Below are 23,815 nucleotides of genomic sequence, written 5' to 3'. Positions count from 1 at the left end.
GGAGAGACTTTAGCCCACGGCTAAAGATCCCTTCTGTTCTATTTGAAACGGCAGCCGCAAAGTCACAACGGCTTCTTCCTCTTGCCAATCATGCTGCTCAAGCGAGCAAGCATTGGCATTCAATACCAGACGCTCATTCAAAGCGTTCTCAAGTTGCTCCCTTTCATAGGGGCCTTGATATACAAAATCAAGCAGTAAGCTATCTTCTTGAACATCGAGCTCCAAGCTAAGCGTGCCACACTCACCTTCACCTGTAGCCGCATGCTGTTGAACGCATTCCACCGTTTGACGGACCACTCTCTCGATCAGTCCACTGCGTAAAGGAAGTTCAGCCAGGTTTATTTCCTGATCTAATTCAACCACGAACTCGAGTGACTTCGACTCAACTCGAAACAGCAACAAGAAAGCAATAAAAGAGGGAAGGCCTAGCTTGGATAGATTACTTTCCTGCTGCATATTCAATTTTATTTTTTCCATATAAGGCTGCAAATTATCAAACTTCTTCATTTGAATGTATCCAAATATAATTTGAGTATCATTCATCCAATCATGCCGCAAACGATTCATCACTTGAATCAGCTTGCGATGGCTTGTTTGTTCCTGCTCGTGAAGGGTTTGGCTCCACGTCTCTTGCACTCTGCTTGTTTCCAACTTGAAAGCCGTATATCCACATAACACAATAATAATCAGTAATGCGCCTCTGACTAACCAAGGTTCCACAAACATCATCCCTGTTAGCCCGATGAGCACAAGTGCCAATAAGTAAACCTGCGCGCTGCCCACTCGCTTCATTCCCCGTCCGCTCCGTTCTCCCTGCTTTGTAAATGTTCATCCAGTATACCATGATGTACTAGCAAACTTCACCAAACAAATGAGAAAACCTCCGCCCTCGGCCATCGGAAACCGTGACCGCGTTTAGAGGTTTGTTTCGTACTTGAGAAAAAATCCCTGAGCGAACTCACGCTCGCCAGGGATTCTTATTACGCTTCTAAAGCTGCAGCTACAGGAGCTACATCAACTGGGTATACGCTCACTTTTTTGCGATCGCGGCCCCAACGCTCGAATTTCACTACGCCTTGTACCAAAGCGAAAAGTGTATCATCCGAACCAATGCCTACGTTCGTTCCTGGGTGAATTTTCGTACCGCGTTGGCGATAGAGAATGCTTCCCGCAGTAACCGTTTGACCGTCAGCACGTTTAGCGCCAAGGCGCTTGGAATGCGAGTCACGTCCGTTCTTCGTGGAACCTACTCCCTTTTTGGAAGCGAATAACTGGAGATCCAATTTCAACATGGTGTTTATCCTCCTTTGTGATAGATTGTTTCAATCGTTATATAGTCACCGTAGTTTTGTTCAATCGTTTGCAGCATAACGACCATCGATTCCAGAATCAACTGAACTTGATTCCACGTCTCCACCATGTCCCGCGTGCTCTCCGGGATTGTAACATCCAGAAGGCCTCGTTCCATTTCGTGAATAGGAATCACACCGGTTAAAGATTCTATAGAATTGAAGGTACCAACGGAAACCGCCGATACCGCAGCACAGACTAAGTCTTTGCCGGGTACGTCATACTCAGCATGGCCTTCTACTACATAAGATAAGATATGAGGCGAATCCGGTTCAAGACGCTTTATGGTCACGTAGATCATAAGTCAGCCTATTACGCTTGGATTTTCTCTACAACTACTCTTGTGTACGGTTGACGATGACCTTGCTTTTTGTGATAGTTCTTTTTCGGTTTGTACTTATAAACGATGACTTTAGCGCCTTTGCCGTGTTTCTCCACTTTCGCGGAAACTGAAGCACCAGCTACCAATGGAGCACCTACTACTAAGCCACTCTCTTTGGAAACCAGGAACACACGATCAAAAGAAACAACTTCACCTTCAGCAGCGTTCAATTTCTCGATGTAAAGAACATCGCCCTCTTGAACTTTGTACTGTTTACCACCTGTTTCAATAATTGCGTACATTTTCATTACCTCCTCATGTCTCAGACTCGCCTTGTCCAGGTGACGGTCAGGATCAAAATCCGTTCCGTGCTTAAACCCGATTCGTGCGGTTACAGCATGCCTAAACAACACACTCCGAGTATTATATCACAGAAACATTTTGATATGCAATCTTTATTTGCGTTTGCGCGTCATTTCGAGTAAGCCTAACTTCGTCCAACCAACAATAATCGTTTTGGAGCGATCCTTGCGTACCGCTTGCGTCATGGTGTCCATAACAGCGGCGCGGTTTAATTCTGAGATCATATCGATGAAATCCACAATAATAATCCCCCTGATATTGCGAAGACGCAGAAGTCTTGGAATTTCTCCAGCTGCTTCTCGATTAATATCTGTGACTGTCTGCTCCAAATTAATGGATCCGGTATATCTGCCTGTATTCACATCAATAACTGTCAGCGCTTCGGTTTGATCAATAATTAAATAACCTCCGCTAGGCAGCCAAATCTTTCGTCGGAAACTAACATTAAGTTCTTCCGTCACGCCAAACTGATCAAAAAGCGGGGTTTTGCGGTCATAATAAGCAACTCTGCCTCGCCAATTGGGGTGCTGCTTGCGAAGCAGCTGCCTCATTTCTTCATACACTTTGGCTTCGTTGAGCCATACTTCATTCACGTCATCCGAGATGACATCCCGCGTTAGTCTGGGAAGGAGTTCTAAATCTTGATACAACTGAGCTGGCGCATGCGCTTCCTCCATTTTGGAGCGAATCGTTTGCCACAAGTCCCGTAAATTTTGCAAATCATCGCGAATGGATTCTTCACTTTGACCGATGGATCCTGTTCGAAGAATGACGCCTTCACCAGGCAGCAGACTGCCTTCAGCCAATTGCTTGAGCCGCTGTCTTTCCGCTTCCAAATCAATTTTGCGGGAAATGGCAATATAATCAGCATCCGGCATATACACAATCCAACGACCGGGAATGGAGATATGCGTCGTTACTCTTGCACCTTTGGTACCTTGGGGATCCTTGGTAACTTGCACCATCAGCGTCTGTCCAACTTCAGCGAGCTCCGTTATGGAGGGTTTAATCTTAGGTTGCTTGTCCAAATGGACAGGGAGGAGATCGTCTATATATAGAAAGGCATTCTTCGCAAGTCCGATATCGACGAATGCCGCCTGCATGCCGGGAAGAACGTTGACGATGCGACCCATGTAGATGCTGCCTGCTCTTTGGGAATCAAGCGGATACTGCGTATCATACTCAACAAGACGACCGTCTTCCAGCAATGCCGCCTGTGTAAGTTCGGGTGCGCAGTGAATTATAAGTTGCTTCATACATGTTCACCTCAACAGTTATTTTACATGAAAAGATCGGAAACTGCACTCCCCGGTTTTTTTCCATCCAAATAACCGCTCACAATTTGCTGCTCTGGCAGCACAGCTTGTATGCGCCCAACTTCGTTGACGACATAGATTAAATGATATTTTTCGCGCATAAAAAGCTTCAGCGTTTCAGCCATCGTTCGATGTTTGGTAATGACAATCGGCTGTGCGAGGGTGCCGCGGCTTACCAATTGACTCATCCGGGTTCCGCGGCCGATCAAGAAGCGGACAAAATGATACGGCAGCTGCCGATAGGCATACCAATTGGAAACGAGCAGGAAAATGCCGATGACCATGACATTTAGCGGTAGATGCCCACTGATCAGTTGCGTGATAGCCGTAACAATAATCGCAAGACTAAGCATCATGCTGATCCAAACCGTATACAAAATCGTGGTGTGATACGGCATCAAGTATCCCAGCAAGGACTGCAGCACTTTCCCTCCATCAAGAGGCATGACCGGGATCAGATTGAATAATCCAATCATCAGATTGGCTTCAATAAAGTAGTCCCACCAGGTGTCAACGCCTACCCCCAACCACTTCATGAGCAGCGCCAAGACGATCATCCAGACATGCTGGATGGGGCCAGCCAACGATACAACCAGTTCTTCCCATGTTGGTGCAGTTCCCAGTTCGTCGACTACCAGAACTCCGCCAAAAGGCAGTAATTGCACTTCTTTCACTCGCCAGCCTAAGCCATTGGCTGCAACCAGATGTCCCAGTTCATGGACAAGCACGATGCCAAATAACGTAACAGCTTCGAGAAAATAACCCGTTAGGGCAGAACCGATCATGATGAGCGTAAATAAAGGATGAAAGCGGTACGTTGTTCCAGCCCATTTAATCAAAGTTCGTCACATCCAGCGGGTTAACGGGATGTCCATCCCTCGTCAAAGCCACGTATAAGGTTCCTTTGGCCGGGTCCTTCTTGGAAGCCTTGCCGATGGACTCACCTACTTTCATCCAGTCACCAACTTCCACTGCCGCTTCACTTAACCCGCCGTAAATGGATTGCAGCCCGCCCGGATGGCGAATAATGATCGTCAGCCCTGTATCCGTGGCTACTCCGGAGAAAATCACCTGTCCGGTGTCCAGGGCATAGACAGGTGCGAACTCGGCCGTATTGACATAAACGCCCAGATGGGTCGTCCCATCATAAGGCAGAATAATATGACCTTTGGCTGGAGAATAAAAGGACCGTTTGGTTGTGCTCACTTTAACGGCTTCATCCCCCTCCTTGCTAAAACTGGGAATAAACGAGGGAGAACCGCCAAACTGATTCGTATACCATGCGGAAAGAGCCGAGAAATCATAAGAAGTCGTTAGCGAAGCGGTAATGAACTGTTTTCCCTTGATCGCCCACGGCTGATTCAGCTGAAACATGCCGTAAGTCGCTGCAAACAACATACCGCTTATCAACAGCTTGACTGCAATTTTGCGGCTGGATGGAGGCGCTAGGAGTCCTCTATCTTCATCTACCCGATATTCCCGCCCGTGTAACGTTTTTTCCAGCAGCATTTTTTGCTGCCAAGCGTATTCAGGATCCTCCATCCGTCGTTTCCAGTCGGCATCCGCATAAAGCGGTGGTTCCTCCATATGCCTCGAAGGCAGCAGCGGCTCGTGAAATCGTGAAGGTCGGAGTGGGCCTCCGCTTCCATTCACGGGCTCTGGCGTTTCACGCAGATTACGAAGCCGTTCCAGTCGTCTTTGTTTCACTTTATCTTTGACTTCCATGGAAGCCCCTCCTAAACAGTACTAGCTAGATATGCTTAGTACAGCCTATGAGGAGAAGGACAAGATTATGTGAATAAGAAAAAAGCCCCATGACCAAGGGTCAGGGGCTTGTAGGCAGCAAATCGTTAAAACAGTTCCGGTTCCCGATCCTGGTGCAGCTTTACGCTCATGACTAACCCTAAGGAAAGCATGTTAATCAGCAGTGAGGTTCCTCCGTAACTGACGAAAGGAAGGGTTATGCCTGTCAAAGGCATGATGCCGATCATCATACCTACATTTTCGAAAATTTGAAAAACGAACATGGACACTACGCCAACAACGATATAGGCGCCACCCAGATGCGAGCTTTGAATGGAGATGAGAATCATCCGGTAAATTAACAAGAAATAGATGAGCAAGAGAACTGCCGATCCGCGAAAACCGAACTCTTCTCCAACCACAACGAAGATGGAATCGGAATATGCGAAAGGGATAAAGTTGCTGTGAACAGAAGTTCCCTTGAGGAAACCTTCTCCCTCTAATCCTCCTGAACCAATCGCTCTTATCGCGTTCTTCACTTGATAATTATCGTCAGCGGATACTTCTGTAGGATACAGGAACGTATCGATCCGATCCATCCAGTGGCTGAACCCATACCCTTTGAGTGCCTCAAACAATGGCTGATGGAAATGCTTATATAAGGTCATCAGCAGGAACCCGGCCCCGGCCAAGATCAAAACACTAAAAAGAACATGCGTATACTTGATATTGCCGATCCATAGCATACCAATCAAAATAATGACAAAAATAATCGCATTCCCTAAATCAGGCTGAATAAGAACCAGTATAAATGGCAGTGCGACAGCTGCTGCAACGGGGATAAGATCATTCTTTATCAACAACAAGCTCCCGCCGCGTCTGGCCAAGAGTGCTGTAATGCAAATGATTAATATTAACTTCACCAATTCTGCCGGTTGAAAGGTTAATCCCCCGGGAAGCTCGAACCAGCCGCGCGCTCCGTGTATTTTTTTACCAAAGAAATACACCGCAATCAATGAAATAATGCCAATCCCATACAGGTAGGGCGCAATGCGAATAAGTACACGGTAATCAAACAAGCTGCAGGCCAGGAAGGCTACTAATCCAACTGCGTATAAGATGAGAATTTTGCTAATGCTGATCACGATCGACGGATGATCGACCGATGCGCTGTACACCATCATTGTGCTGATAACCATGAAAGCAAACAAAATGACTACAATAGGAATATCTATGTTTTTCAGTTTGGCAAGCACTGTCCAATCATCCTATTCCAATAAACTTTTTCATGCGCTTCACCCAACCCGTTTTGTCTTCCAACTGCATGAGTGGCACGGTGTCGCCCAAAATACGACGAGCGATATTCCGGTAAGCGATAGCGGCGCGCGATGATGGATTCATAACCGTTGGTTCCCCGAGGTTAGCGGCTTTGATGACATGTTCATCATCCGGTACGATACCCAGCAAATCAATAGCAAGCACAGAACAGATTTCGTCAATATCCAGCATCTCGCCTTTTTTCATCATCAGTGGACGAATACGATTGATAACGAGCTTAGGGGAAGAGATTTTCTCATTTTCCAAAAGTCCGATAATCCGGTCAGCATCACGTACAGCCGCATTCTCAGGGGTCGTCACAACAATCGCTTTATCTGCCCCGGCAACCGCATTTTTGAACCCTTGCTCAATACCAGCAGGGCAATCGATAATGACAAACTCGAAATCTTTTTTGAGCTCCAAAATAATATCCCTTACCTGATCAGGCGATACGGCGTGTTTATCCTTCGTCTGAGCCGCTGGCAGCAAATACAACTCATCGAAACGCTTGTCCTTGATTAACGCTTGCGGCAAACGGCAGCGACCTTCTGCCACGTCCACGAGATCATAAATAATCCGGTTTTCGAGTCCCATCACGACGTCCAAGTTGCGAAGCCCAATGTCGGTATCCACCATGCATACCTTTTTGCCTAGCAGCGCCAAGGCTGTTCCAAGATTCGCAGAAGTTGTAGTCTTGCCAACGCCGCCTTTTCCTGAAGTGACAACGATTGCCTCTCCCATGTTTTCTCACCCCACACGCAATTTTTCTATATTTACGAACTAAGATTTCATAGTGGTATTGGTATCTGGCCACAACCGATGCATCTGGTGTACCTTATCGATTTCCATTTTACCTTCTTTGACATAGGCAAATTCCATAAACGCCTCTTCGATCCCCCACTCATCCGGAGAGCGGCTAATAATACCGGCTATTCGCAATTGCGTTGGCCGCATATGAGAAGCTGCGATAATCGCTTTATCGTCGCCATCAATACCAGCATGCGCCATTCCGCGCAAGGAACCCATAATATAAATGTTTCCCGTAGACGTAATCGTCCCGCCAGGGTTCACATCACCCAAATATAATAAATCACCCTCATGGTGGAGGGTTTGTCCCGATCGAATCATCCCTTTAATCGTTGTCATTGAAACCCTAGGTTCGTCAGCGACAGGCTCCTTGCGGGCCTCATTATCGATCGATTGAATAAGCAGATTGCCTTTTTGCTTAATGACAGATCTAATCTCATCTCTCATCTCGTCCGTCACTTCACGACTGCCTAATTTCACATGTACATGAATAATCGGTCCGGTCAATATCTGTTGATGCGTTTTCTCAAGCTTATGCTGCAGCTCGCTCAGCAAATCTTGCCATTCGCATGCATCGTTTAGTAAAAAAACTAGGCCATCTTTGACCCCTTTTATCATCACATGGTGTTTCGCTACGGACATAATAGTATGACAACCTCCCAACCTATACATTTCGGTTCATGTCCTGAATTCTCCTGCTGAGCGCCCAGAAAATTAATCTTCGTTGCCTGTTGGCGCTAACCGCTTTCCTTCAAGCAGCTTGCGTATAGGCACGTAGAAAATCAGGGCAAATAACAGATTAAACAGCACACTTGGAAGCATGTAATGGGTGAGAGCAAATTTCAAATCAATGTCAATAAGCTTGAACAACCGGTTGATGCCGTAATTGAGAAACTCAAACAAGAGCAATCCCAATCCCGTAATCAACAAATTATAAAATATTAAATTAGGCTGCCTGCGCTGTGCCAAACCGGCCAAATAGCCTGTAAGTCCCATACCGAAGGAATACACACCAAGCATAGATCCATAATAATTGAAATCATGCAAAAGCCCAAACAGCAGCCCATAAATGAGAGCGGTATGACGATGATGAAAAAGTCCGATAAACAAAATAAAAACCAATGTGAAATGGGGAGTTACATGTACCGTCCCTTGCCAAGCCGAAGGGATCAGCCAGATAACAATACTCCCTTGCAGAATAAAAATGCCAAGTAAAATGAGCCACAGCAGATGTCGATTCACTTCACGGCTCACCTCATTTCACTTCTGGGACTTCGACCACAAACACTTCGCGAATATGGCTGAACGAAGCTTTGGGCTTCACCATAACCTTGTAAGTGATGCCGAATTCCCCAGGGCCGATGGAGGCAATGGTTCCAACCTCAATGCCTTTAGGAAACACTTGACCCATGCCTGATGTAATAATCGTGTCTCCAACTTTCATTTCGTCCGCATGCTCAACCTTGTTCATCACAAGCTCGCCTGTATCGGCATAAGACTCAATGATCCCGAACGGCTGATTCTCATTGCCCTTAACCGTGACGGCGATAGCCTTGGAGTTATTGTCAGAATCATTGATTTCGTTGAGCAATTGCACATTCGAGTGAAAGCCGAACACTTTGCTTACTCTGCCTACCAAACCGTCCACGGTCATGACGGCCATATTTTCCTTGATCCCATCTTTATCGCCTAAATTAATCGTTACCGTTGTGTTGTATGGATCCGTATCCATCGTGACCACTTCAGCAATGCGATACGTATAGACGTTGGCTTGACGCTGTCGTTCTGTGAAGCCAAGCGCTTCCATCAACCGCTTATTTTGCGCCTCTAGATCGTTCAGACGCTGTGTATCTCTGGCATACTGCGTCAGCGTCAGCTTGAGCGTCTTATTTTCTGTGTAGATGACTCTTAGTTGCCGGATATCTTCGAAGAAACCCGCTACCTGCGCAGCGGGCTTGTAGAAGAGTCCTTGCGTCCATGAAACCGAGTCTTTCACGAATTTCTCCGGCCACGTCATCGGGCCCCTATTTCCCAGTGTCAATCCCATCAAAATGAAGAAGCAGACAAGTCCGAACATCAGGAAAAATAGCCTCTTGTTTCCCATAAATTTAAACAACATGAGCACCTTCTAACGAATATTAACGCTGCTTATATCGCGAGCCTGATCCAGACTTGTTTTTGAACAAATGAATATTTTCCAGCGCACGGCCAGTACCGATCGCCACGCAATCCAGCGGGTTCTCTGCCACGAGTACAGGCATCCCTGTCTCTCTGGCAAGCAAGCGATCCAGATTGCGCAGCAAGGCGCCGCCACCCGTCAGGACGATCCCGCGATCCATAATATCCGCTGACAATTCTGGCGGACATTTCTCAAGCGTGACTTTGACCGCTTCCACAATCGCATTGACCGTGTCCTGAAGCGAATCTGTAATTTCATCCGACGATACGCTCATCGTTTTGGGCAATCCCGAAACAAGATCACGTCCACGGATTTCAAGCGTTTCTGGTTTCTCCATCGGAAGCGCAGAGCCAATTTCCATTTTGAGTGTTTCGGATGTGCGTTCCCCGATCATCAAATTGTATGTACGCTTAATGTATTGAATGATAGCTTCGTCCATTTCATCCCCGGCGATGCGGATCGAACGGCTGGTCACGATGCCCCCGAGAGAAATCACCGCGACTTCTGTCGTTCCGCCTCCGATATCGACGACCATACTGCCTGTTGGTTCCCAAACAGGGAGGTCGGCTCCGATCGCTGCGGCGAACGGTTCTTCAATCGTATACGCCTCACGTGCTCCGGCTTGTTTGGTGGCATCCTCTACGGCACGTTTCTCTACGGCCGTAATCCCGGAAGGCACACAAACCATGACATTCGGGTGACGTTGGAACAACCAACGCTGCTTCTGAGCTTGTCTTAAAAAGTAGCGGATCATCGTCGCTGTTGTCTCAAAATCGGCAATTACGCCATCTTTCATCGGGCGAATCGCTCGGATATTGCCCGGCGTGCGTCCGATCATTTTTTTGGCCGCGTCTCCGACAGCCTCGATTGTTTTCGTATCCGTACGTAGAGCAACCACGGATGGCTCTCTAACGATAATTCCTCTGCCTTTTACATAAACCAGCGTATTCGCTGTACCCAAATCAATACCCAAATCTTTCGTAAAACTGCCAAACATGGCAATGCTCCTTTCCTGTTGCCAATCTATTATATTACATAAAGCCTTGTTCCTTCAAACTAATGAATCGCTGATCACCAATGATAACATGATCCAGTACTTCAATACCAATGATTGTTCCAGCCTCTATCAATCGATGAGTAATTTGGATATCTTCCGGACTTGGTGTAGGATCCCCACTGGGATGATTATGAACACAGACGATCGAAGCGCTGCTGCGTTTGATCGCTGCCCGAAACACCTCTCTAGGGTGAACAATCGATGCATTCAAGCTGCCCATCGACAACGTCTCCTGTCCAAGCAGATGATTCTTCGTATTCAGAAACAAACATACGAAATGTTCTTTCTGCAAGTACCGAAGATCTTCGCTCATGAAATCAGCGATATCCTTCGGTGATCGAATCGTCACCCGCTCGGAATGTTTACTCTTGGCAAGCCGGCGTCCGAGCTCGATTCCTGCCAGTATCTGCAGTGCTTTGGCATCTCCAATCCCCTTGATCTGCGTGAGCTGATCTTTGCTCATATCAACTAGACTGCGCAACCCACCACTTTCGTTCAATATTCTTGCAGCCAAATGCACGGCAGATTCGGATACCGTCCCTGTTCGCAGAATAATCGCCAGAAGCTCGACATGACTTAACGCCTCGGCGCCATATTGCAGCATTCTCTCTCTCGGTCTTTCCTCGGATGGTACTTCTCGCAGCATCAAGCTGATGGCTTCCATGAATTCCCCTCTTCCATCTTGTAGGTTATGTTACTTCCTTGTATCCCATTCATCTCTCTATAAGTGCATAAAAAGACATAAAACCCCCGGAATCATAAGATCCGAGGGCTTCTAGGACAATTGCTCATTATTCGTTTGTGGGCATTCGAACGCTTTAATTCGTTCCAACATGCTGCCGATGGTATGACCATTGAAATAAAGTTCCATCTGCTTTTCCGCGTCTGCGAACATATCTCCCATCAATTTATCCATCTTGGATGAAATCATGCAGGGTTTATTCTCATCTCCGGAACACCAACTTGGTTTCAAGGATCCTTGGCAAGTCAATCGGTATATTTCACCGAGTGTCACTTCTTCCGGCTTGCGGCTAAGGATAAAACCCCCGCCAATTCCTTCTTTCGTTGAAACGTAACCAGCTTTGCGCAGGAAGCCCATCACTTTGCGAATACGAGCAGAATGTGTGGATACATTCACCGCTATTTCTTCACTTGTTGCCATATGATCAGGCAAATTCGCTAGAAAAACGAGACTGTGGACGGCTATCGTAAATTCGCTGTTCATGGTTGAATCCCCCCGGTAGAATGCGATGTTATGTCGCTTACTGTCATTGTAACCGTTACAGATTACACAGTCAATGGATGGGCCCTTTTCGGGAGGAACAACCGTGAACATTTAGAGAACTTCGATATCAAAGGCGAGAAGCAAGTCGCTGAGCTTGGAAAGCGGCAAGCCAACCACGGTAAAATAATCGCCTTCAATCGCTTGCACAATCGTTGCCCCAATCCCTTGGATGGCATAAGACCCTGCTTTATCCTTGGGTTCGCCTGTTGCAATATAACGCAAAATCTGCGCATCCGACATCGGTTTCATGGTCACATGGGTCACACTGTGCGTAACGACATGCTTCCCATTAGAAGCATCTATGCAAGCGATACCGCTGTACACCTGATGAGTGCTGCCTTGCAGCGATTGAAGCATGCGAAAGGCGTCCTGCTCGTCCACAGGTTTCCCCAGAATTTCATCCTTATAAACAACAACCGTATCAGAGCCGATAATAATACCATGCTTCTCTTCGGCTTCTAGCATTTCGCGGACCATCGACGCTTTGCGTACAGATAATACTTCTACCAATTCAGCAGGCGTAATTTTTCCTTCGACGGTCTCATCTGCGTCACTGACCCGAATGATATAGGGTAGTCCAAGTGCTTGAATCAGTTCTTGTCTCCGCGGTGAAGAGGAAGCAAGAATTAGTCGTTGATTAAGGTTCGTGCTCGTGTTCAAATGAAACAACTCCCAGCTCATTATAATATCGGACGAATGTCGGATAATGCTTTTTACACCTTGCGATACAGGAGGAATGCGCCCACCAAACCAAGAATGCTGCATAAGTTTAGTTTCACCAATAGATGGAACTCATATTTCACAACTTGCAGATCGGCTTTGGGCTCCCAAGTAATTTGCGCTGATTTGGTCAAAAAAGCGAGGGCAGGGACCGGAGCCAGCAACTGGCCTATGATAATCCCGGCAATGAGACCGACGATTAAAAATACGATTAATGTGAAGGTGTTTTTCTTCATGCCCGACATCCTCTCTCCTATGTACAAGCCCTATTATACTTGCACACATCCCTTTTTTCCATGAGAAATGTGGTCGTATGGTGATTGTTACCTGCTTACATCCCATACCGATCCTAGTAAGATAGTTACCGGAGGTATTTCAACCATGACGCTACTTAAAAGACTTGTTCTGTTTACATTACTGTTAACTTGCGCCTTTCCCTATCAAGCTTTTGCCTACAAAGTTGTGCTGGATGCCGGACACGGCGGAAGTGACCCCGGTGCATCCGGCGTAAATGGACTCCGTGAAAAAGATGTCAATTGGGACATCACCCAGAAGGTACGAGACGAGCTGACAGCACTAGGCTATGAGGTTGTACTGACAAGAACGGATGATTCCTATTGGTCTCTTGCACAGCGGGTCGAATTCACGAATACGCTGCAAGCGGATTTGTTCGTATCCATTCATGCGAATGCACATCCCGATGGCAAAACCAAAGGTTCTATGGTGCTCTACTACGACAATGCCTACCCGCAAGAAGATTATCCTGCCAGCGAAACGATGAAACAATTAACACCCTATAGCAAAGACCTCGCACAGCATGTTCTGGATTCACTCGTTTCCGCAGCGGGCACCAAGAACTTGGGACTAGTGCCAAGCGCCGTATATGTCGCCAGAATGGGAACCATCCCCAGCATCCTTGTTGAAACAGCGTTTCTGAGTCAATCCAGCGATGCCGCTTTACTCGCCACTGATGCCGTGCGTGCCAAAATGGCCAAAGGGATTGCGAGTGGGATTGCTGCCTATACACCGCCGCTTTTTACTGACACATTAGTACACTGGGCCAGAGATCCGATCTTGCGTATGAAAAACAAAGGCGTTATTGAAGGCATCGCCAACCGTTATGAACCAGATCGCGCTCTGACCAGAGCGGAATTTCTCACCTTGATGGATCGCGTCTTCACCTTCAGCAGCCTGAAATCAACCTGCGCCCCGGGTGGAAACGGAACCGTCACCTCGATTGTATACGGCTGCCAATCTGTGACTGAGCAAGACTACAAGGATTTGCCTGCTTCTCATTGGGCCAACGCCGTGTTTGCCAAAGCTAAGAAGCTGAATCTATTGCAAGGCTATTCGGATGGAACGATTCGTCCCAATCAATCCATTACAAGAGGTGAAGTCGCTTTTCTCTTTGATCGCCTCTTGCAGCTTTCATCCAACAACAGCAGTCAGGCAACTTTACCGTCAACCGGTAGATTCGACGATGTGCCTTCCGACTTATGGAGTGCCAAAGCTATCTACGCTTTGAAAAACAAGGGCATCATCAATGGGATCACCGACACAACTTTCAAACCGGATCAAACGATAACGCGTGCCGAGATGGCCGCCCTGTTGGATCGTTATTATGTCAAATAAACAAAGAGCGTGTCCGAACCCTCTAAAGGTTTGGACACGCTCTTCCTGTTAGGACACACTTATTTTTTTAAGCAGTTCCTTCTGCGCAATTATATATTGCATCATCGACGACTGGGTTTGCCATAGCATCGCCGCGGAAGGCGTTTTCTTGTACTCATCCATCGATTGGACAGCGCTGTTCATAGCTGAGACCATTTTTTGCACGATAGCTTTGGAGTCATCGGCTAAGCCTTCATTCAACGACGTCGACAAAGTCGTCAACTGTTGATGAGACGCATGAATCGTCTGCACAGAGGCATCCGCCAAAGCTCCTGGCTTCGTCTCAGCCAAATGCACAAGCGTCAAACCTGTCATCGTATTTAAAAGTTTGTCCCCTTCTGCTAGAAACGCGGGAACTGCTTCCGGTTTCTGTCCTCCCCAACGAATCCCTGTCGCGGCCGGGATCTCCAAGCTTTTCATATAAACTTCGATCGATTTATCCGCAGACTGAACCTCTCCCCTTAATGTGAGCGCGTCATCTTTGGTTTTGGCAAAACCAACGAAAACCGTCAGCTTATCCATGGTATCCAGCGCCGAGGCCAAACCTTTCTTTTTCAGTGTATCCTGGGTGGCTTGGGCTCCTTGCAAGCTGCTAAACACCCCATTTTGCAAAAAAGTATAGGATTTGGCTGGAATTTGTACCGCGGTGACGACACCTGCGTTTGCCGTTGCGGCAATCGCTGTCCCCTGATCGGGAGTGACTTTGGTAGCTCCAGTCGGCGCTTTCGAAGGTACGACTGCTTGCGCCTTGGGCGAAGATACTGCCACCGTATTTTTGACAGCTGGCGAATCACCGCTTTTGGGATCAGATGAAAACATGGAAAGTACGAAAAAACCAAAGGCGATGCCCGTCACGACCGCCCCAGCCACTGAAGTCGCAATTCGTATCCACGGCGTCCCTGACGATTTGGCATATCGGGCACCTGTCTCAGGCTCTACATATGGCCCTTTAGGCGTCCAGCTTGACCACTCATCCTGATTTCGCTCTATTCTAGGCTCTGATCTATCTATGGGCTCTTCTCTTCCACCTTGACGCTCCTTGGCCTCCTGAGAATCGCGAATGATCCGTTCCACTCGATCGCTTTCCGTTTCTATTTGGCTGTGCCAATTTCCAAAATCCGTTGTGAACGTATTCAGCGCATGAGGCTCGAACAAATGCTCGACTTGCTCCCTCTCCGCCTGTTGGTAGGGAGTCACCTGATCGGGCACGACATATGTTGGTTCTTCAGGGATAACTTTAAATTCTTCTTGATAGAGAGGAATCACTTTCTCCTCTTGATCCGGTACACGTGAAGCTTTGCGGGTCGATTCTGCAGCTTCTTTCGGATCGAAACGATACGTAATTCTGGCTTTATTCATTCTCTTCACTCCCTCGCAAAATGTATTTGGAAACGGGCGAAGCGCCGCGTTGTCTTGTCCAAATCTTCTGATACTAGATTATGATTGAGAGAGTAGAATTATGTTCCTTTCTGCAAAAAAAGACCGCCCCAGCCAAATTGGCTAACAGCGATCTTCATCCTAAGCTTTCGTTTCGTACTTTTTGCGCAGCGACTTTGCTAGTCCATCCGCCGCTTTCCAAATGTCACCTGCTCCCATTGTTAAGACAAGATCCCCAGGCTGTACACGCTCGATCAGATCGGCAAGCACTTCTTCCCTGGTTGCAATGTGTCTCACATTGGGGTTGCTGTTGCTACGGATCAATTCAACGAGTTTGACGGAATCTACGCCCTCGATGCGCTGCTCCCCTGCAGGTGAGTAAATATCTGTAATAATCACTTCATCCGCTTCATCGAATGATCGGCTGAATTGTTCAAACAAATAATAGGTTCGTGTGTACCGTTGTGGCTGAAAAACTGCAATGATACGCTTTCCTGTTGCTTTCGCCGCCGATATCGTAGCTTGAATTTCTGTTGGATGATGCGCATAATCATCGATCACCAACATATTTTCAACTTCGCCGAGCACTTGGAATCTACGTTTTGCGCCACGAAACTCTTGAATGGCATCGGCGATTTTATCGAAAGGCAGTCCCGCTTCCAAGCAAGTGATTAAGGTTGCCAATGCATTGTATACATTATGCTTGCCTGGCACTGACAAGCTGACCTGGCCCAAGGATGTGCCACGGAAGTCCACCGTGAAGGTAACCTTACGATCGCCTAACGTGATGTCCTTGGCTACATAATCAGCCTCCTGATCAATCCCGTACGAGATGACTTCACTTTGGATATCTGGAATCATTTCCTGCAAGAACGTATCATCCTGACAAACAATCGCCTTACCGCCCGGTCTGACTTGGCTTAAGAATTGCTTGTATGCCTTTTTCAAATTCTCGAAATCACCATTATAGTTTTCCAAATGATCGGCTTCGATATTATTCACCAAGGCAAGGGTTGGATGATATTGCAGGAACGTGCCATCGCTCTCATCCGCTTCAGCTACAACGAATTCGCCTTTCCCCGCTTTGGCATTGCTGCCGACATTCATGATCTCTCCGCCAATGATATACGTTGGGTCTAGTCCGCAAATCTCCATGACCAAAGCAATCATCGAAGAAGTCGTTGTTTTGCCATGAGCGCCTGCAATAGCAATCCCTTTGCGTTCGTTCATCAGTCTGGCCAGCATCTGTGAGCGATGAATGACGGGAATATTCAATTCCTCCGCTGCCTGCATCTCCACATTATCCTTGGATAGGGCTGTTGAATAAACAACCAGATCAGCGCCGGATACATTGCCGGCTTCATGACCTATAAACACTTGTGCACCTTTTGCGATTAGCTTTTCTGTTAGTTCTTGCTGTGCTAGATCGGAACCGGAAATTCGGTATCCCATTTCAAGCATGACTTTGGCAATAGCACTCATGCCGTATCCGCCGATGCCAATAAAATGTACGTGTTCTGCTTGACTCACGCCGTTCTCACCATCCTTTTTCAGAATCGGTTTGATAGGTAATCCAAGAACGAACATCAGAAATTAAATACAGCGTGCCGGATACGACCGCCAGATCATCCTGCTCAGTTCTGCTTGTTAGGACTTCTAATGCTCGCTTCCAATCGCGCTCCACCACGATCTCCACCGTTCGATTCATTTCCCGGAGCAGTTCGCTGGCAAGCTCGGCAAGCTTGGAAGCATCACCTTTTTTATGAAAATCAGGTTCCGTAAGAATAAGAGTATCCACCAATGGTAGTATATGCCTGAGGTAGCCTGTATGATTCTTTGTCGAAAGCATTCCCATCATCAGATGCAGCTTTCGATACGAATAAACACTTTGAAGCGCTGCAGCCAGTGTCTCGGCTCCTTCGGGATTGTGCGCGCCATCAAGTAAAATGCGCGGCTCTTGCGATATCATCTCAAGGCGTCCCGGCCAACGCGTTTCCTTGAGGCCTTTGAACAAATCCTCATCATCCACGATGCAGGCATAGTATTGACGAAGTACTTCCAGCGTCATAACCGCCACTGCGGCATTCGTCAGCTGGTGTTCCCCATTCAGCGTGATTGGCACACCTTCGATACTGCGGAAAGGTCCGCTGAAATCAAAGGTTTGTTGATCCAATTTACTTGTCGTATTGGCATAGTTGAATTGCTGTCCCAGCGAGTAAAGCGTCGCTTTCTTCGCCTTCGCCGTCTGTTCGATGACATGCCAGCCTTGGTCCAGGCTAACGGCAGTGATGACTGGCACGCCTGCTTTAATGATACCTGCTTTCTCAGCAGCTACCAATTCCAGTGTGTCACCTAGAATATCCATGTGGTCATGGCCGACATTCGTAATAACGGTCACAACGGGATTGACGATATTCGTGCTATCCAGCCTTCCCCCTAAGCCTGTTTCCCATACCACATAATCTGGATAGGCGACTTTGCCAAAGAACAGAATCGCTAACGCTGTGGAAATTTCGAACATGGACGGCGCACCCAGCTCCGTCTCCGCAATTTCATCGACAATGGGCTTCATCTGATTAACCAGACGAAGCAGCACTTCGTCCTCGATGTCGACCCCATTGACTTGCATACGGTTCGTATATTTCTCCAAATAAGGAGAAGTAAAGGTACCCACATCATACCCGCAAGCCTGGAGTACTGATGATAAATAGGCGCAAGTGGAGCCCTTCCCATTCGTTCCAGCCACATGGATGAACTTCAACCTGCGCTCGGGATGTCCGAGCTTCTCCATGAGTAGCTGCATGCGTTGAAGTCCTGGTTTGATGCCAAGTTTCTCCATTCGGCCGACAATCCAGGCAATTGCTTCTTGCGCTGTTTGAAATTCAGCCGAACGGTTATCTTTTATATCATTCATTGATCTCATCCTCATTTACTATATGAATCAACTTGTCTCTGTAACTAGGCAATTGCGTATTTTACCAGTTTTATCCTTTTAATTCCGCTAATCGTACAATTACTTTATCACGCTTATCCGCATAGTCAGCTAGTTTCGCTTTCTCTTCTTCAATAACCTTGGCAGGCGCTTTCGCTACGAAGCCTTCATTGCCCAGCTTCTTCTCAATACGCTCTACTTCACCATGCAAGGATTGAAGCTCCTTATCCAAGCGAGCAAGCTCTTGCGCAATATCAATAAGACCTGCTAACGGCAAGAATAGTTCAGCCCCTGTAAGGATAGCCGTCATAGCTTTCTCAGGCGCAGGCATCTCGGCATCGATTTGCAGCAGTGACGTGTTGCAGAAACGCTTCAAGTACTCTTCATTGCTGCGAAGGATGCGCAGGGATTCACTGTTCGCCGGTTTCACGAGAAGCTCAACCTTCTTGCTCATCGGCACATTCACTTCAGCGCGAATGTTGCGAACAGAACGAATCGCGTCCATCAGAAGCTCCATCTCTCGAACAGCGTCAGGCGACTCGAATGCAGCCTGCTCCACTGGCCATGAAGCCAATGTAATCGTCTCGCCTTCGTGAGGCAAATGCTGCCAAATCTCTTCTGAAATAAACGGCATGAACGGATGAATCAACCGCTGTGTTTGGTCAAGTACATAGGCCAGTACGGATTGCGTTTGTTTCTTAGCTGCCGGATCAGCCCCGTATAAACTCAGCTTGCTGAATTCAATATACCAATCGCAGAGATCGTCCCAGATAAAGTTATACAGAAGTCGGCCCGTTTCACCGAACTCATAACTGTCAATGAGACGGGTAACATCACGAACAGTTTCATTCAGACGGTGCAATATCCAACGGTCCGCTGTTCCCAGTTTCCCTGACAGATCGATATCCGCTGCGCTTACACCTTCCAGGTTCATCAAGGCAAACCGGGAGGCATTCCAGATCTTATTGGCAAAATTCCGCGCCTGTTCCACACGTTCCCAACGGAAACGAAGATCTTGACCCGGCGTGCTGCTGGTCGAAATCATATAGCGCATCGCATCAGCGCCATACTTCTCGATAACTTCCAAAGGATCAACGCCGTTGCCTAGAGATTTGGACATTTTGCGGCCTTCCGAATCACGTACAAGACCATGCATCAAAACATCTTTAAACGGAATTTGCTTGGTGAATTCCAACCCTGTGAAGATCATCCGGGATACCCAGAAATAGATGATATCATAGCCGGTTACGAGCACATTTGTCGGATAGAAGCGTTTCAAATCCTCAGCTTCTTCATTGGGCCAACCGAGCGTTGAGAACGGCCACAAAGCCGAGCTAAACCACGTATCCAACACATCGTTATCTTGGTTCAGGTTGGTGCTTTGGCAATGCGAGCACGAGGTCGCATCTTCACGAGTTACTGTGATTTGACCACAGTCCGCACAGTGCCAAGCTGGGATGCGGTGTCCCCACCATAACTGACGGGAGATACACCAATCACGTACGTTTTCGATCCAATTCAAATAAATTTTCTCGAAGCGATCGGGAACAAAATTAACGCCATTGCCTGATTTCTGTGCATCAATGGCTTTCTCGGCAAGCGGCTGCATCTTCACAAACCATTGTGTCGATAGATACGGCTCGATAACCGCGCCGCTGCGCTCACTGTGACCAACTTGATGAACGTGTTCTTCAATTTTGATAAGAACGCCTTGCTCCTTCAGATCAGCAATGATTTGCTTGCGGCATTCAAAGCGATCTTGCCCTTGGTAAGGGCCTGCATTGGCATTCATCGTGCCGGTTTCATCCATGACGAGAATTTGCGGGAGATCATGACGTTTGCCTACTTCGAAATCGTTCGGATCATGCGCAGGCGTAATTTTAACCGCACCGCTTCCGAATTCTTTCTCTACATACTCATCGGCAATGATTGGAATCTCGCGATTTACAATCGGCAGCAGCAGGGTTTTACCGATAAGATGCTGATAGCGCTCATCTTTGGGATGTACAGCAACAGCGGTATCTCCGAGCATGGTTTCCGGTCTTGTCGTTGCCACGACGATAGAATCAGTTCCGTCAGCAGTTTTATAAGAAAGATGATAGAGGGCGCCTTGCACCTCTTTGTACTCTACTTCAATATCAGACAAGGCTGTGCGTGCAGCTGGATCCCAGTTAATAATATAATTGCCGCGATAGATTAGCCCTTTCTCATACAAGCTTACGAAGACTTCGCGTACCGCTTGGGAAAGTCCCTCATCCAGCGTAAACCGTTCCCTGGAATAATCGAGCGAGAAGCCCATTTTAGCCCACTGCTCACGAATCGTATTGGCGTACAGTTCTTTCCATTCCCATACTTTCTCCAGGAATTTCTCGCGGCCTAGATCATAACGCGTCTGGCCATCTTCACGAAGCTTCTGTTCCACTTTTGTTTGCGTCGCAATACCCGCATGGTCAGAACCCGGCAGCCATAGCGTGTCGAATCCTTGCATCCTCTTGGTACGCACCAGAATATCCTGCAAAGTGAAATCAAGCGCATGCCCGATATGCAGCATACCGGTAACATTCGGAGGCGGAATGACAATTGTATACGTTTCGGCATCCGGACGGTTGCCCGCTTTGAAAAACTCATTCTTAATCCAGTAATCATACCACTTGCGTTCAGCTTCTTTCGGATCATACGTTGTTGGCATTTGTAATTGCTCTTTGGTTTCGTTAGCTTCAGTCATCGGACTACCTCCATTACTAGGATCTCTGTTTATAGGCTTCGTGAGCCTGCAATTCATCGTAACCAGCTAAATTCAAACAAAAAAAGCCCTCCGCCCGCAAAGGACGAAAGGCTTGCGCTTCCGTGGTACCACCTTCATTCCGCGCAGCTTCAACAAAGGAAGCGCGTGGCTCTCAAACAGATAACGGCTGCGGCCGGCAAATGCTATTTCAACAATTCCGAATATACGGATGCTGCTGTCACATTTACAACTCCAGGGCGACTTCGTTCGGTTGCTTCCTATGGAACCTTTCAGCGCTACCAGTTCCACTCTCTGAAGGGCTTACCGCCTACTACTCCCTATCAACGTTTCCATTATTACTCAAAATGGTTTACATCATATGATAACCAACATTTGAAACAGAGTCAATATATCATTCCAGTATTACCGATTATCCATAAAATATGCTTCTTTTTTGCAAGATGTTACAGCATGCCAAAAGAGCCCCCAGCCGCGAAAAGCAGCCAGAGGCTCTTGCCTATGTATCTTGTTACTTACCGAGGTAGATAAATAACTTGACCAATGGAAATATCCTGATCGTTCAAACGATTCAAAAGTTGAAGCTCCCGCGGATTAAGCTCATAGCGCTTAGCAATCGACTCGAGCGTATCTTCCTTTTGAACAATACACAGCTTGAGCTTTCTGAATTCCTGGGAATTCGTGCTGCTGGAGAGGAACAGGCGACGCCATTCTACCGGATCTGCCCGCGACTCCTCAGCAAGCGCAGCCTCCGCCGCTTCCTCCGCTTTCCTTTTATCAGTGAGATAGGAGCCCGCCTTGGATAGTAGCGATTTGATGCCGTAGGGATTGAGGTCAGTCGCCTCATTGGCTTTCTTGCCAAATGCGACTTTAAGATCCTTCTTCTCTTCCGTAACAACCGTGTTTTCAGGATGGGGAGTCACCTTCAATTCTGTTTGTTCAATGTCAATGACCATCGTGCCCTCAGTATCATCATCTTGCGGCATCTCTTCCTGTACGAAAGGAGCTGCCGGATTCGCAGTTGGTGCTTCCGCTATCGGCCCTAAATCTTTAAATTCAGGAACAGGCTGCATAGCGGGCGGCTCTTGGTAGGTCTGCGCCGGAGCTGGCTGCGGCTCTTGGGCGTTCTGCACGGGCATAGGTACAGGTGCAGGCTCTGCAGGGGCTGGCTGCACGGGAGCAGGCGGCTCGTACCGCGGTATGCCAACTTCGTGCACGAAAGTAACCTCTTCATCCTCACGCCAGCTCTCCTGTGGAACAGAAACAATTTCGATCCCTTGGAGGGAAAGAACTCCAGTCACATTCAAGCTACGCGCGGACAACAGATCGATATCAAAGTTCTCAATCTCAACCTGAATATCTTCTACACGATGGATACGGTTCAGCGGCAATGTGATTTCGACTGGAATCAAGTGCTCGAGAGAACGAGGCGTTCCTCCATCCTCACCATTGTAATTGCCTGTGAGAAGTAAATTCCCCTTGAGGATGGCCTGATCATCCAACGTAAGTACTTGAATATGAGGAAGCAATTCAACATCGTTTAATTCTTGAATCCCCGCCAAATCCTCCTGCAAATGAACCCGCTCATAGATATCAAATCGTAAACCTGGTTGTTGTTCAGACACCGAATGAATCCTCCCTTCCATCAAACCCGGCAGCTTATCAGCATTCGGATTGTTTGGCCATATACTTGTTTGTCTCTAAAAGTATATGGATAGGAAGGGCCAGGCATGACTACATTTTTATGGGTTTGAGACTTTACTCAAGAGCAGTTTCATATCTTGCGGCAATGCCGCATGCACTTCGAGCTGTTTGCGGCTAATCGGATGCTCAAATAACAACCGTTCTCCATGGAGTGCCTGCCTGTGAAATAATCGCGATGAACCGCCATACAACGTATCCCCGACAAGCGGATGACCCAGATAACTGAGATGAACACGAATTTGATGCGTTCGGCCCGTTTCCAGCTCTAGCTCTACCAGAGCAGCTCTCTTCATTTGCTGAAGCACCCGGTAGTGGGTGACAGCCTGATCCCCGCCTGATGCCACCCTGCGCTTGCCTGCCAGATGGCGATCCTTGCCGATGGGTTCATCAATCGTTCCCTGTTTCGAGCCAAATACACCTTCAGCGATTGCTACATAACGGCGATCAATCCGCTTTTCACGCATAGCCTCATCCAACAGGACATGAGCCCATTCATTTTTGGCATAAAGGACAGCGCCGGTCGTATCTTGATCTAGACGATGAATATGCCTGACACCGCAGGCTTGACCTGTAGAAGCATAATGATGAGCTACAGCAGAAGCTAATGTGCCCACCTGTCCCTTCTCAGAGGGATGAACAGACATACCAGCCGGTTTATTCACAACGAGGCAGAAATCATCCTCATAGAGGATCTCAAGATCATGCGCCTCAGGTTTGAAAGCGGGCTGCTCTTTGGGAAATAGTTGAATTCGAATCCTATCGTCCTGAACGCGAATCAGACCTTGCGAAGCCAAACGCAGAAAAAACTTGCGCGGGACGGGCAGCAATTGGGTCAGTTCTTCTATAGCGCCAGGTTTCAATGGCTTCCATTGCGCATTAGGCAATGGAAGCTCTAACCACTCGCCGCTGCGCGTGCCTGCCATCATGAA

The 23,815-nt window shown here is 47.6% G+C and carries 24 protein-coding genes and 2 other annotated features; of the genes, 1 reads left to right on the top strand and 23 read right to left on the bottom strand.

Going from position 1 to position 23,815, the window contains the following annotated elements; translation table 11 throughout:
* Positions 1–9 precede the first annotated feature (9 nt).
* The 17 genes from LOZ80_RS01930 to LOZ80_RS01850 form a co-directional block, all read right to left on the bottom strand.
* The gene (locus tag LOZ80_RS01930; protein ID WP_238169846.1) at positions 10–792 is read right to left on the bottom strand and encodes a Spo0B domain-containing protein; all 783 of its coding nucleotides are present in this window, start codon (positions 790–792) and stop codon (positions 10–12) included.
* 188 nt (positions 793–980) lie between these two features.
* Positions 981–1,292, bottom strand: a complete 312-nt coding sequence (gene rpmA / locus LOZ80_RS01925; protein WP_147947051.1) for a 50S ribosomal protein L27 — start codon at positions 1,290–1,292, stop codon at positions 981–983.
* Positions 1,293–1,297: 5 nt separating this feature from the next.
* The gene (locus LOZ80_RS01920; RefSeq protein WP_238169845.1) at positions 1,298–1,651 is read right to left on the bottom strand and encodes a ribosomal-processing cysteine protease Prp; all 354 of its coding nucleotides are present in this window, start codon (positions 1,649–1,651) and stop codon (positions 1,298–1,300) included.
* Between the two features lie 11 nt (positions 1,652–1,662).
* Positions 1,663–1,974 (bottom strand): 50S ribosomal protein L21, encoded by a 312-nt coding sequence (gene rplU, locus LOZ80_RS01915; RefSeq protein WP_029194673.1) that lies wholly within the window; start codon positions 1,972–1,974, stop codon positions 1,663–1,665.
* Positions 1,975–1,986: 12 nt separating this feature from the next.
* Positions 1,987–2,075 (bottom strand) — a sequence feature (ribosomal protein L21 leader region).
* Between the two features lie 52 nt (positions 2,076–2,127).
* On the bottom strand, positions 2,128–3,291 hold the full coding sequence (locus LOZ80_RS01910) for an Rne/Rng family ribonuclease (protein WP_238169844.1): 1,164 nt from the start codon (positions 3,289–3,291) through the stop codon (positions 2,128–2,130).
* A gap of 23 nt (positions 3,292–3,314) precedes the next feature.
* Positions 3,315–4,190 (bottom strand): M50 family metallopeptidase, encoded by an 876-nt coding sequence (locus LOZ80_RS01905; RefSeq protein WP_238169843.1) that lies wholly within the window; start codon positions 4,188–4,190, stop codon positions 3,315–3,317.
* Positions 4,183–5,076 carry a M23 family metallopeptidase gene (locus LOZ80_RS01900; RefSeq protein ID WP_238169842.1) on the bottom strand — a complete coding sequence of 298 codons (894 nt, stop codon included), beginning with the start codon at positions 5,074–5,076 and terminating at the stop codon, positions 4,183–4,185. The genes LOZ80_RS01905 and LOZ80_RS01900 overlap by 8 nt, the downstream gene beginning before the upstream one ends.
* 125 nt (positions 5,077–5,201) lie before the next feature.
* Entirely contained in the window at positions 5,202–6,350 is a 1,149-nt protein-coding gene (locus LOZ80_RS01895) for an FtsW/RodA/SpoVE family cell cycle protein (protein WP_238169841.1), read from the bottom strand.
* 7 nt (positions 6,351–6,357) lie between these two features.
* On the bottom strand, positions 6,358–7,152 hold the full coding sequence (minD, locus tag LOZ80_RS01890; RefSeq protein ID WP_238169840.1) for a septum site-determining protein MinD: 795 nt from the start codon (positions 7,150–7,152) through the stop codon (positions 6,358–6,360).
* 39 nt (positions 7,153–7,191) lie between these two features.
* On the bottom strand, positions 7,192–7,860 hold the full coding sequence (minC, locus tag LOZ80_RS01885) for a septum site-determining protein MinC (RefSeq protein ID WP_238169839.1): 669 nt from the start codon (positions 7,858–7,860) through the stop codon (positions 7,192–7,194).
* Positions 7,861–7,932: 72 nt separating this feature from the next.
* Positions 7,933–8,460 (bottom strand): rod shape-determining protein MreD, encoded by a 528-nt coding sequence (mreD, locus tag LOZ80_RS01880; protein ID WP_189013427.1) that lies wholly within the window; start codon positions 8,458–8,460, stop codon positions 7,933–7,935.
* A 13-nt stretch (positions 8,461–8,473) separates the two neighbouring features.
* Positions 8,474–9,337: a rod shape-determining protein MreC gene (gene mreC, locus LOZ80_RS01875; protein ID WP_238169838.1), complete on the bottom strand. Its 864-nt coding sequence runs from the start codon at positions 9,335–9,337 to the stop codon at positions 8,474–8,476.
* 19 nt (positions 9,338–9,356) lie between these two features.
* Positions 9,357–10,394, bottom strand: a complete 1,038-nt coding sequence (locus tag LOZ80_RS01870; protein ID WP_238169837.1) for a rod shape-determining protein — start codon at positions 10,392–10,394, stop codon at positions 9,357–9,359.
* A 34-nt stretch (positions 10,395–10,428) separates the two neighbouring features.
* A complete protein-coding gene (gene radC, locus LOZ80_RS01865) occupies positions 10,429–11,118 on the bottom strand; it encodes a RadC family protein (protein WP_238169836.1) in 690 nt (229 codons plus the stop codon).
* Positions 11,119–11,229: 111 nt separating this feature from the next.
* Positions 11,230–11,679 (bottom strand): RrF2 family transcriptional regulator, encoded by a 450-nt coding sequence (locus LOZ80_RS01860; RefSeq protein WP_238169835.1) that lies wholly within the window; start codon positions 11,677–11,679, stop codon positions 11,230–11,232.
* A gap of 111 nt (positions 11,680–11,790) precedes the next feature.
* Positions 11,791–12,399 (bottom strand): Maf family protein, encoded by a 609-nt coding sequence (locus tag LOZ80_RS01855; protein WP_238169834.1) that lies wholly within the window; start codon positions 12,397–12,399, stop codon positions 11,791–11,793.
* Between the two features lie 53 nt (positions 12,400–12,452).
* On the bottom strand, positions 12,453–12,695 hold the full coding sequence (locus LOZ80_RS01850; protein ID WP_189013437.1) for a DUF4321 domain-containing protein: 243 nt from the start codon (positions 12,693–12,695) through the stop codon (positions 12,453–12,455).
* Between the two features lie 145 nt (positions 12,696–12,840).
* Here LOZ80_RS01850 and LOZ80_RS01845 point away from each other — a divergent pair, with 145 nt between their 5' ends.
* A complete protein-coding gene (locus LOZ80_RS01845; protein ID WP_238169833.1) occupies positions 12,841–14,091 on the top strand; it encodes an N-acetylmuramoyl-L-alanine amidase in 1,251 nt (416 codons plus the stop codon).
* 48 nt (positions 14,092–14,139) lie between these two features.
* Here the strand turns inward: LOZ80_RS01845 and LOZ80_RS01840 are convergent, their stop codons facing one another.
* The 6 genes from LOZ80_RS01840 to LOZ80_RS01815 form a co-directional block, all read right to left on the bottom strand.
* Complete coding sequence (locus LOZ80_RS01840; protein WP_238169832.1) at positions 14,140–15,489, bottom strand: SPOR domain-containing protein; 1,350 nt, start codon at positions 15,487–15,489, stop codon at positions 14,140–14,142.
* Between the two features lie 159 nt (positions 15,490–15,648).
* Positions 15,649–17,037: a UDP-N-acetylmuramate--L-alanine ligase gene (murC, locus tag LOZ80_RS01835; RefSeq protein WP_238169831.1), complete on the bottom strand. Its 1,389-nt coding sequence runs from the start codon at positions 17,035–17,037 to the stop codon at positions 15,649–15,651.
* A 7-nt stretch (positions 17,038–17,044) separates the two neighbouring features.
* Positions 17,045–18,421 carry a bifunctional folylpolyglutamate synthase/dihydrofolate synthase gene (locus tag LOZ80_RS01830; protein ID WP_238169830.1) on the bottom strand — a complete coding sequence of 459 codons (1,377 nt, stop codon included), beginning with the start codon at positions 18,419–18,421 and terminating at the stop codon, positions 17,045–17,047.
* Between the two features lie 70 nt (positions 18,422–18,491).
* On the bottom strand, positions 18,492–21,164 hold the full coding sequence (locus tag LOZ80_RS01825) for a valine--tRNA ligase (protein ID WP_283214733.1): 2,673 nt from the start codon (positions 21,162–21,164) through the stop codon (positions 18,492–18,494).
* Between the two features lie 96 nt (positions 21,165–21,260).
* Positions 21,261–21,518: a binding site (T-box leader), on the bottom strand.
* 179 nt (positions 21,519–21,697) lie between these two features.
* Positions 21,698–22,807, bottom strand: coding sequence for a LysM peptidoglycan-binding domain-containing protein (locus LOZ80_RS01820; RefSeq protein WP_238169829.1), 1,110 nt, complete (start codon positions 22,805–22,807; stop codon positions 21,698–21,700).
* A 117-nt stretch (positions 22,808–22,924) separates the two neighbouring features.
* Positions 22,925–23,812, bottom strand: a complete 888-nt coding sequence (locus tag LOZ80_RS01815) for an RluA family pseudouridine synthase (RefSeq protein WP_238169828.1) — start codon at positions 23,810–23,812, stop codon at positions 22,925–22,927.
* Between the last annotated feature and the right edge of the window lie 3 nt (positions 23,813–23,815).

Source organism: Paenibacillus sp. HWE-109 (genome assembly GCF_022163125.1).
Taxonomy (GTDB): Bacteria; Bacillota; Bacilli; order Paenibacillales; family NBRC-103111; genus Paenibacillus_E.
Note: the sequence above shows the minus strand (reverse complement) of the source record. Positions and strands in the feature narration are given on the sequence as shown.

Bases quoted from the DNA above. Each gene is read 5' to 3' on its own strand.
- rpmA (WP_147947051.1), bottom strand. From the start codon at position 1,292: ATGTTGAAATTGGATCTCCAGTTATTCGCTTCCAAAAAGGGAGTAGGT.
- LOZ80_RS01840 (WP_238169832.1), bottom strand. From the start codon at position 15,489: ATGAATAAAGCCAGAATTACGTATCGTTTCGATCCGAAAGAAGCTGCA.
- LOZ80_RS01910 (WP_238169844.1), bottom strand. From the start codon at position 3,291: ATGAAGCAACTTATAATTCACTGCGCACCCGAACTTACACAGGCGGCA.
- mreC (WP_238169838.1), bottom strand. From the start codon at position 9,337: ATGTTGTTTAAATTTATGGGAAACAAGAGGCTATTTTTCCTGATGTTC.
- LOZ80_RS01830 (WP_238169830.1), bottom strand. From the start codon at position 18,421: ATGAATGATATAAAAGATAACCGTTCGGCTGAATTTCAAACAGCGCAA.
- LOZ80_RS01860 (WP_238169835.1), bottom strand. From the start codon at position 11,679: ATGAACAGCGAATTTACGATAGCCGTCCACAGTCTCGTTTTTCTAGCG.
- LOZ80_RS01920 (WP_238169845.1), bottom strand. From the start codon at position 1,651: ATGATCTACGTGACCATAAAGCGTCTTGAACCGGATTCGCCTCATATC.
- minC (WP_238169839.1), bottom strand. From the start codon at position 7,860: ATGTCCGTAGCGAAACACCATGTGATGATAAAAGGGGTCAAAGATGGC.
- LOZ80_RS01850 (WP_189013437.1), bottom strand. From the start codon at position 12,695: ATGAAGAAAAACACCTTCACATTAATCGTATTTTTAATCGTCGGTCTC.
- LOZ80_RS01825 (WP_283214733.1), bottom strand. From the start codon at position 21,164: ATGACTGAAGCTAACGAAACCAAAGAGCAATTACAAATGCCAACAACG.
- LOZ80_RS01900 (WP_238169842.1), bottom strand. From the start codon at position 5,076: ATGGAAGTCAAAGATAAAGTGAAACAAAGACGACTGGAACGGCTTCGT.
- LOZ80_RS01930 (WP_238169846.1), bottom strand. From the start codon at position 792: ATGAAGCGAGTGGGCAGCGCGCAGGTTTACTTATTGGCACTTGTGCTC.
- rplU (WP_029194673.1), bottom strand. From the start codon at position 1,974: ATGTACGCAATTATTGAAACAGGTGGTAAACAGTACAAAGTTCAAGAG.
- radC (WP_238169836.1), bottom strand. From the start codon at position 11,118: ATGGAAGCCATCAGCTTGATGCTGCGAGAAGTACCATCCGAGGAAAGA.
- LOZ80_RS01845 (WP_238169833.1), top strand. From the start codon at position 12,841: ATGACGCTACTTAAAAGACTTGTTCTGTTTACATTACTGTTAACTTGC.
- minD (WP_238169840.1), bottom strand. From the start codon at position 7,152: ATGGGAGAGGCAATCGTTGTCACTTCAGGAAAAGGCGGCGTTGGCAAG.
- LOZ80_RS01870 (WP_238169837.1), bottom strand. From the start codon at position 10,394: ATGTTTGGCAGTTTTACGAAAGATTTGGGTATTGATTTGGGTACAGCG.
- LOZ80_RS01815 (WP_238169828.1), bottom strand. From the start codon at position 23,812: ATGATGGCAGGCACGCGCAGCGGCGAGTGGTTAGAGCTTCCATTGCCT.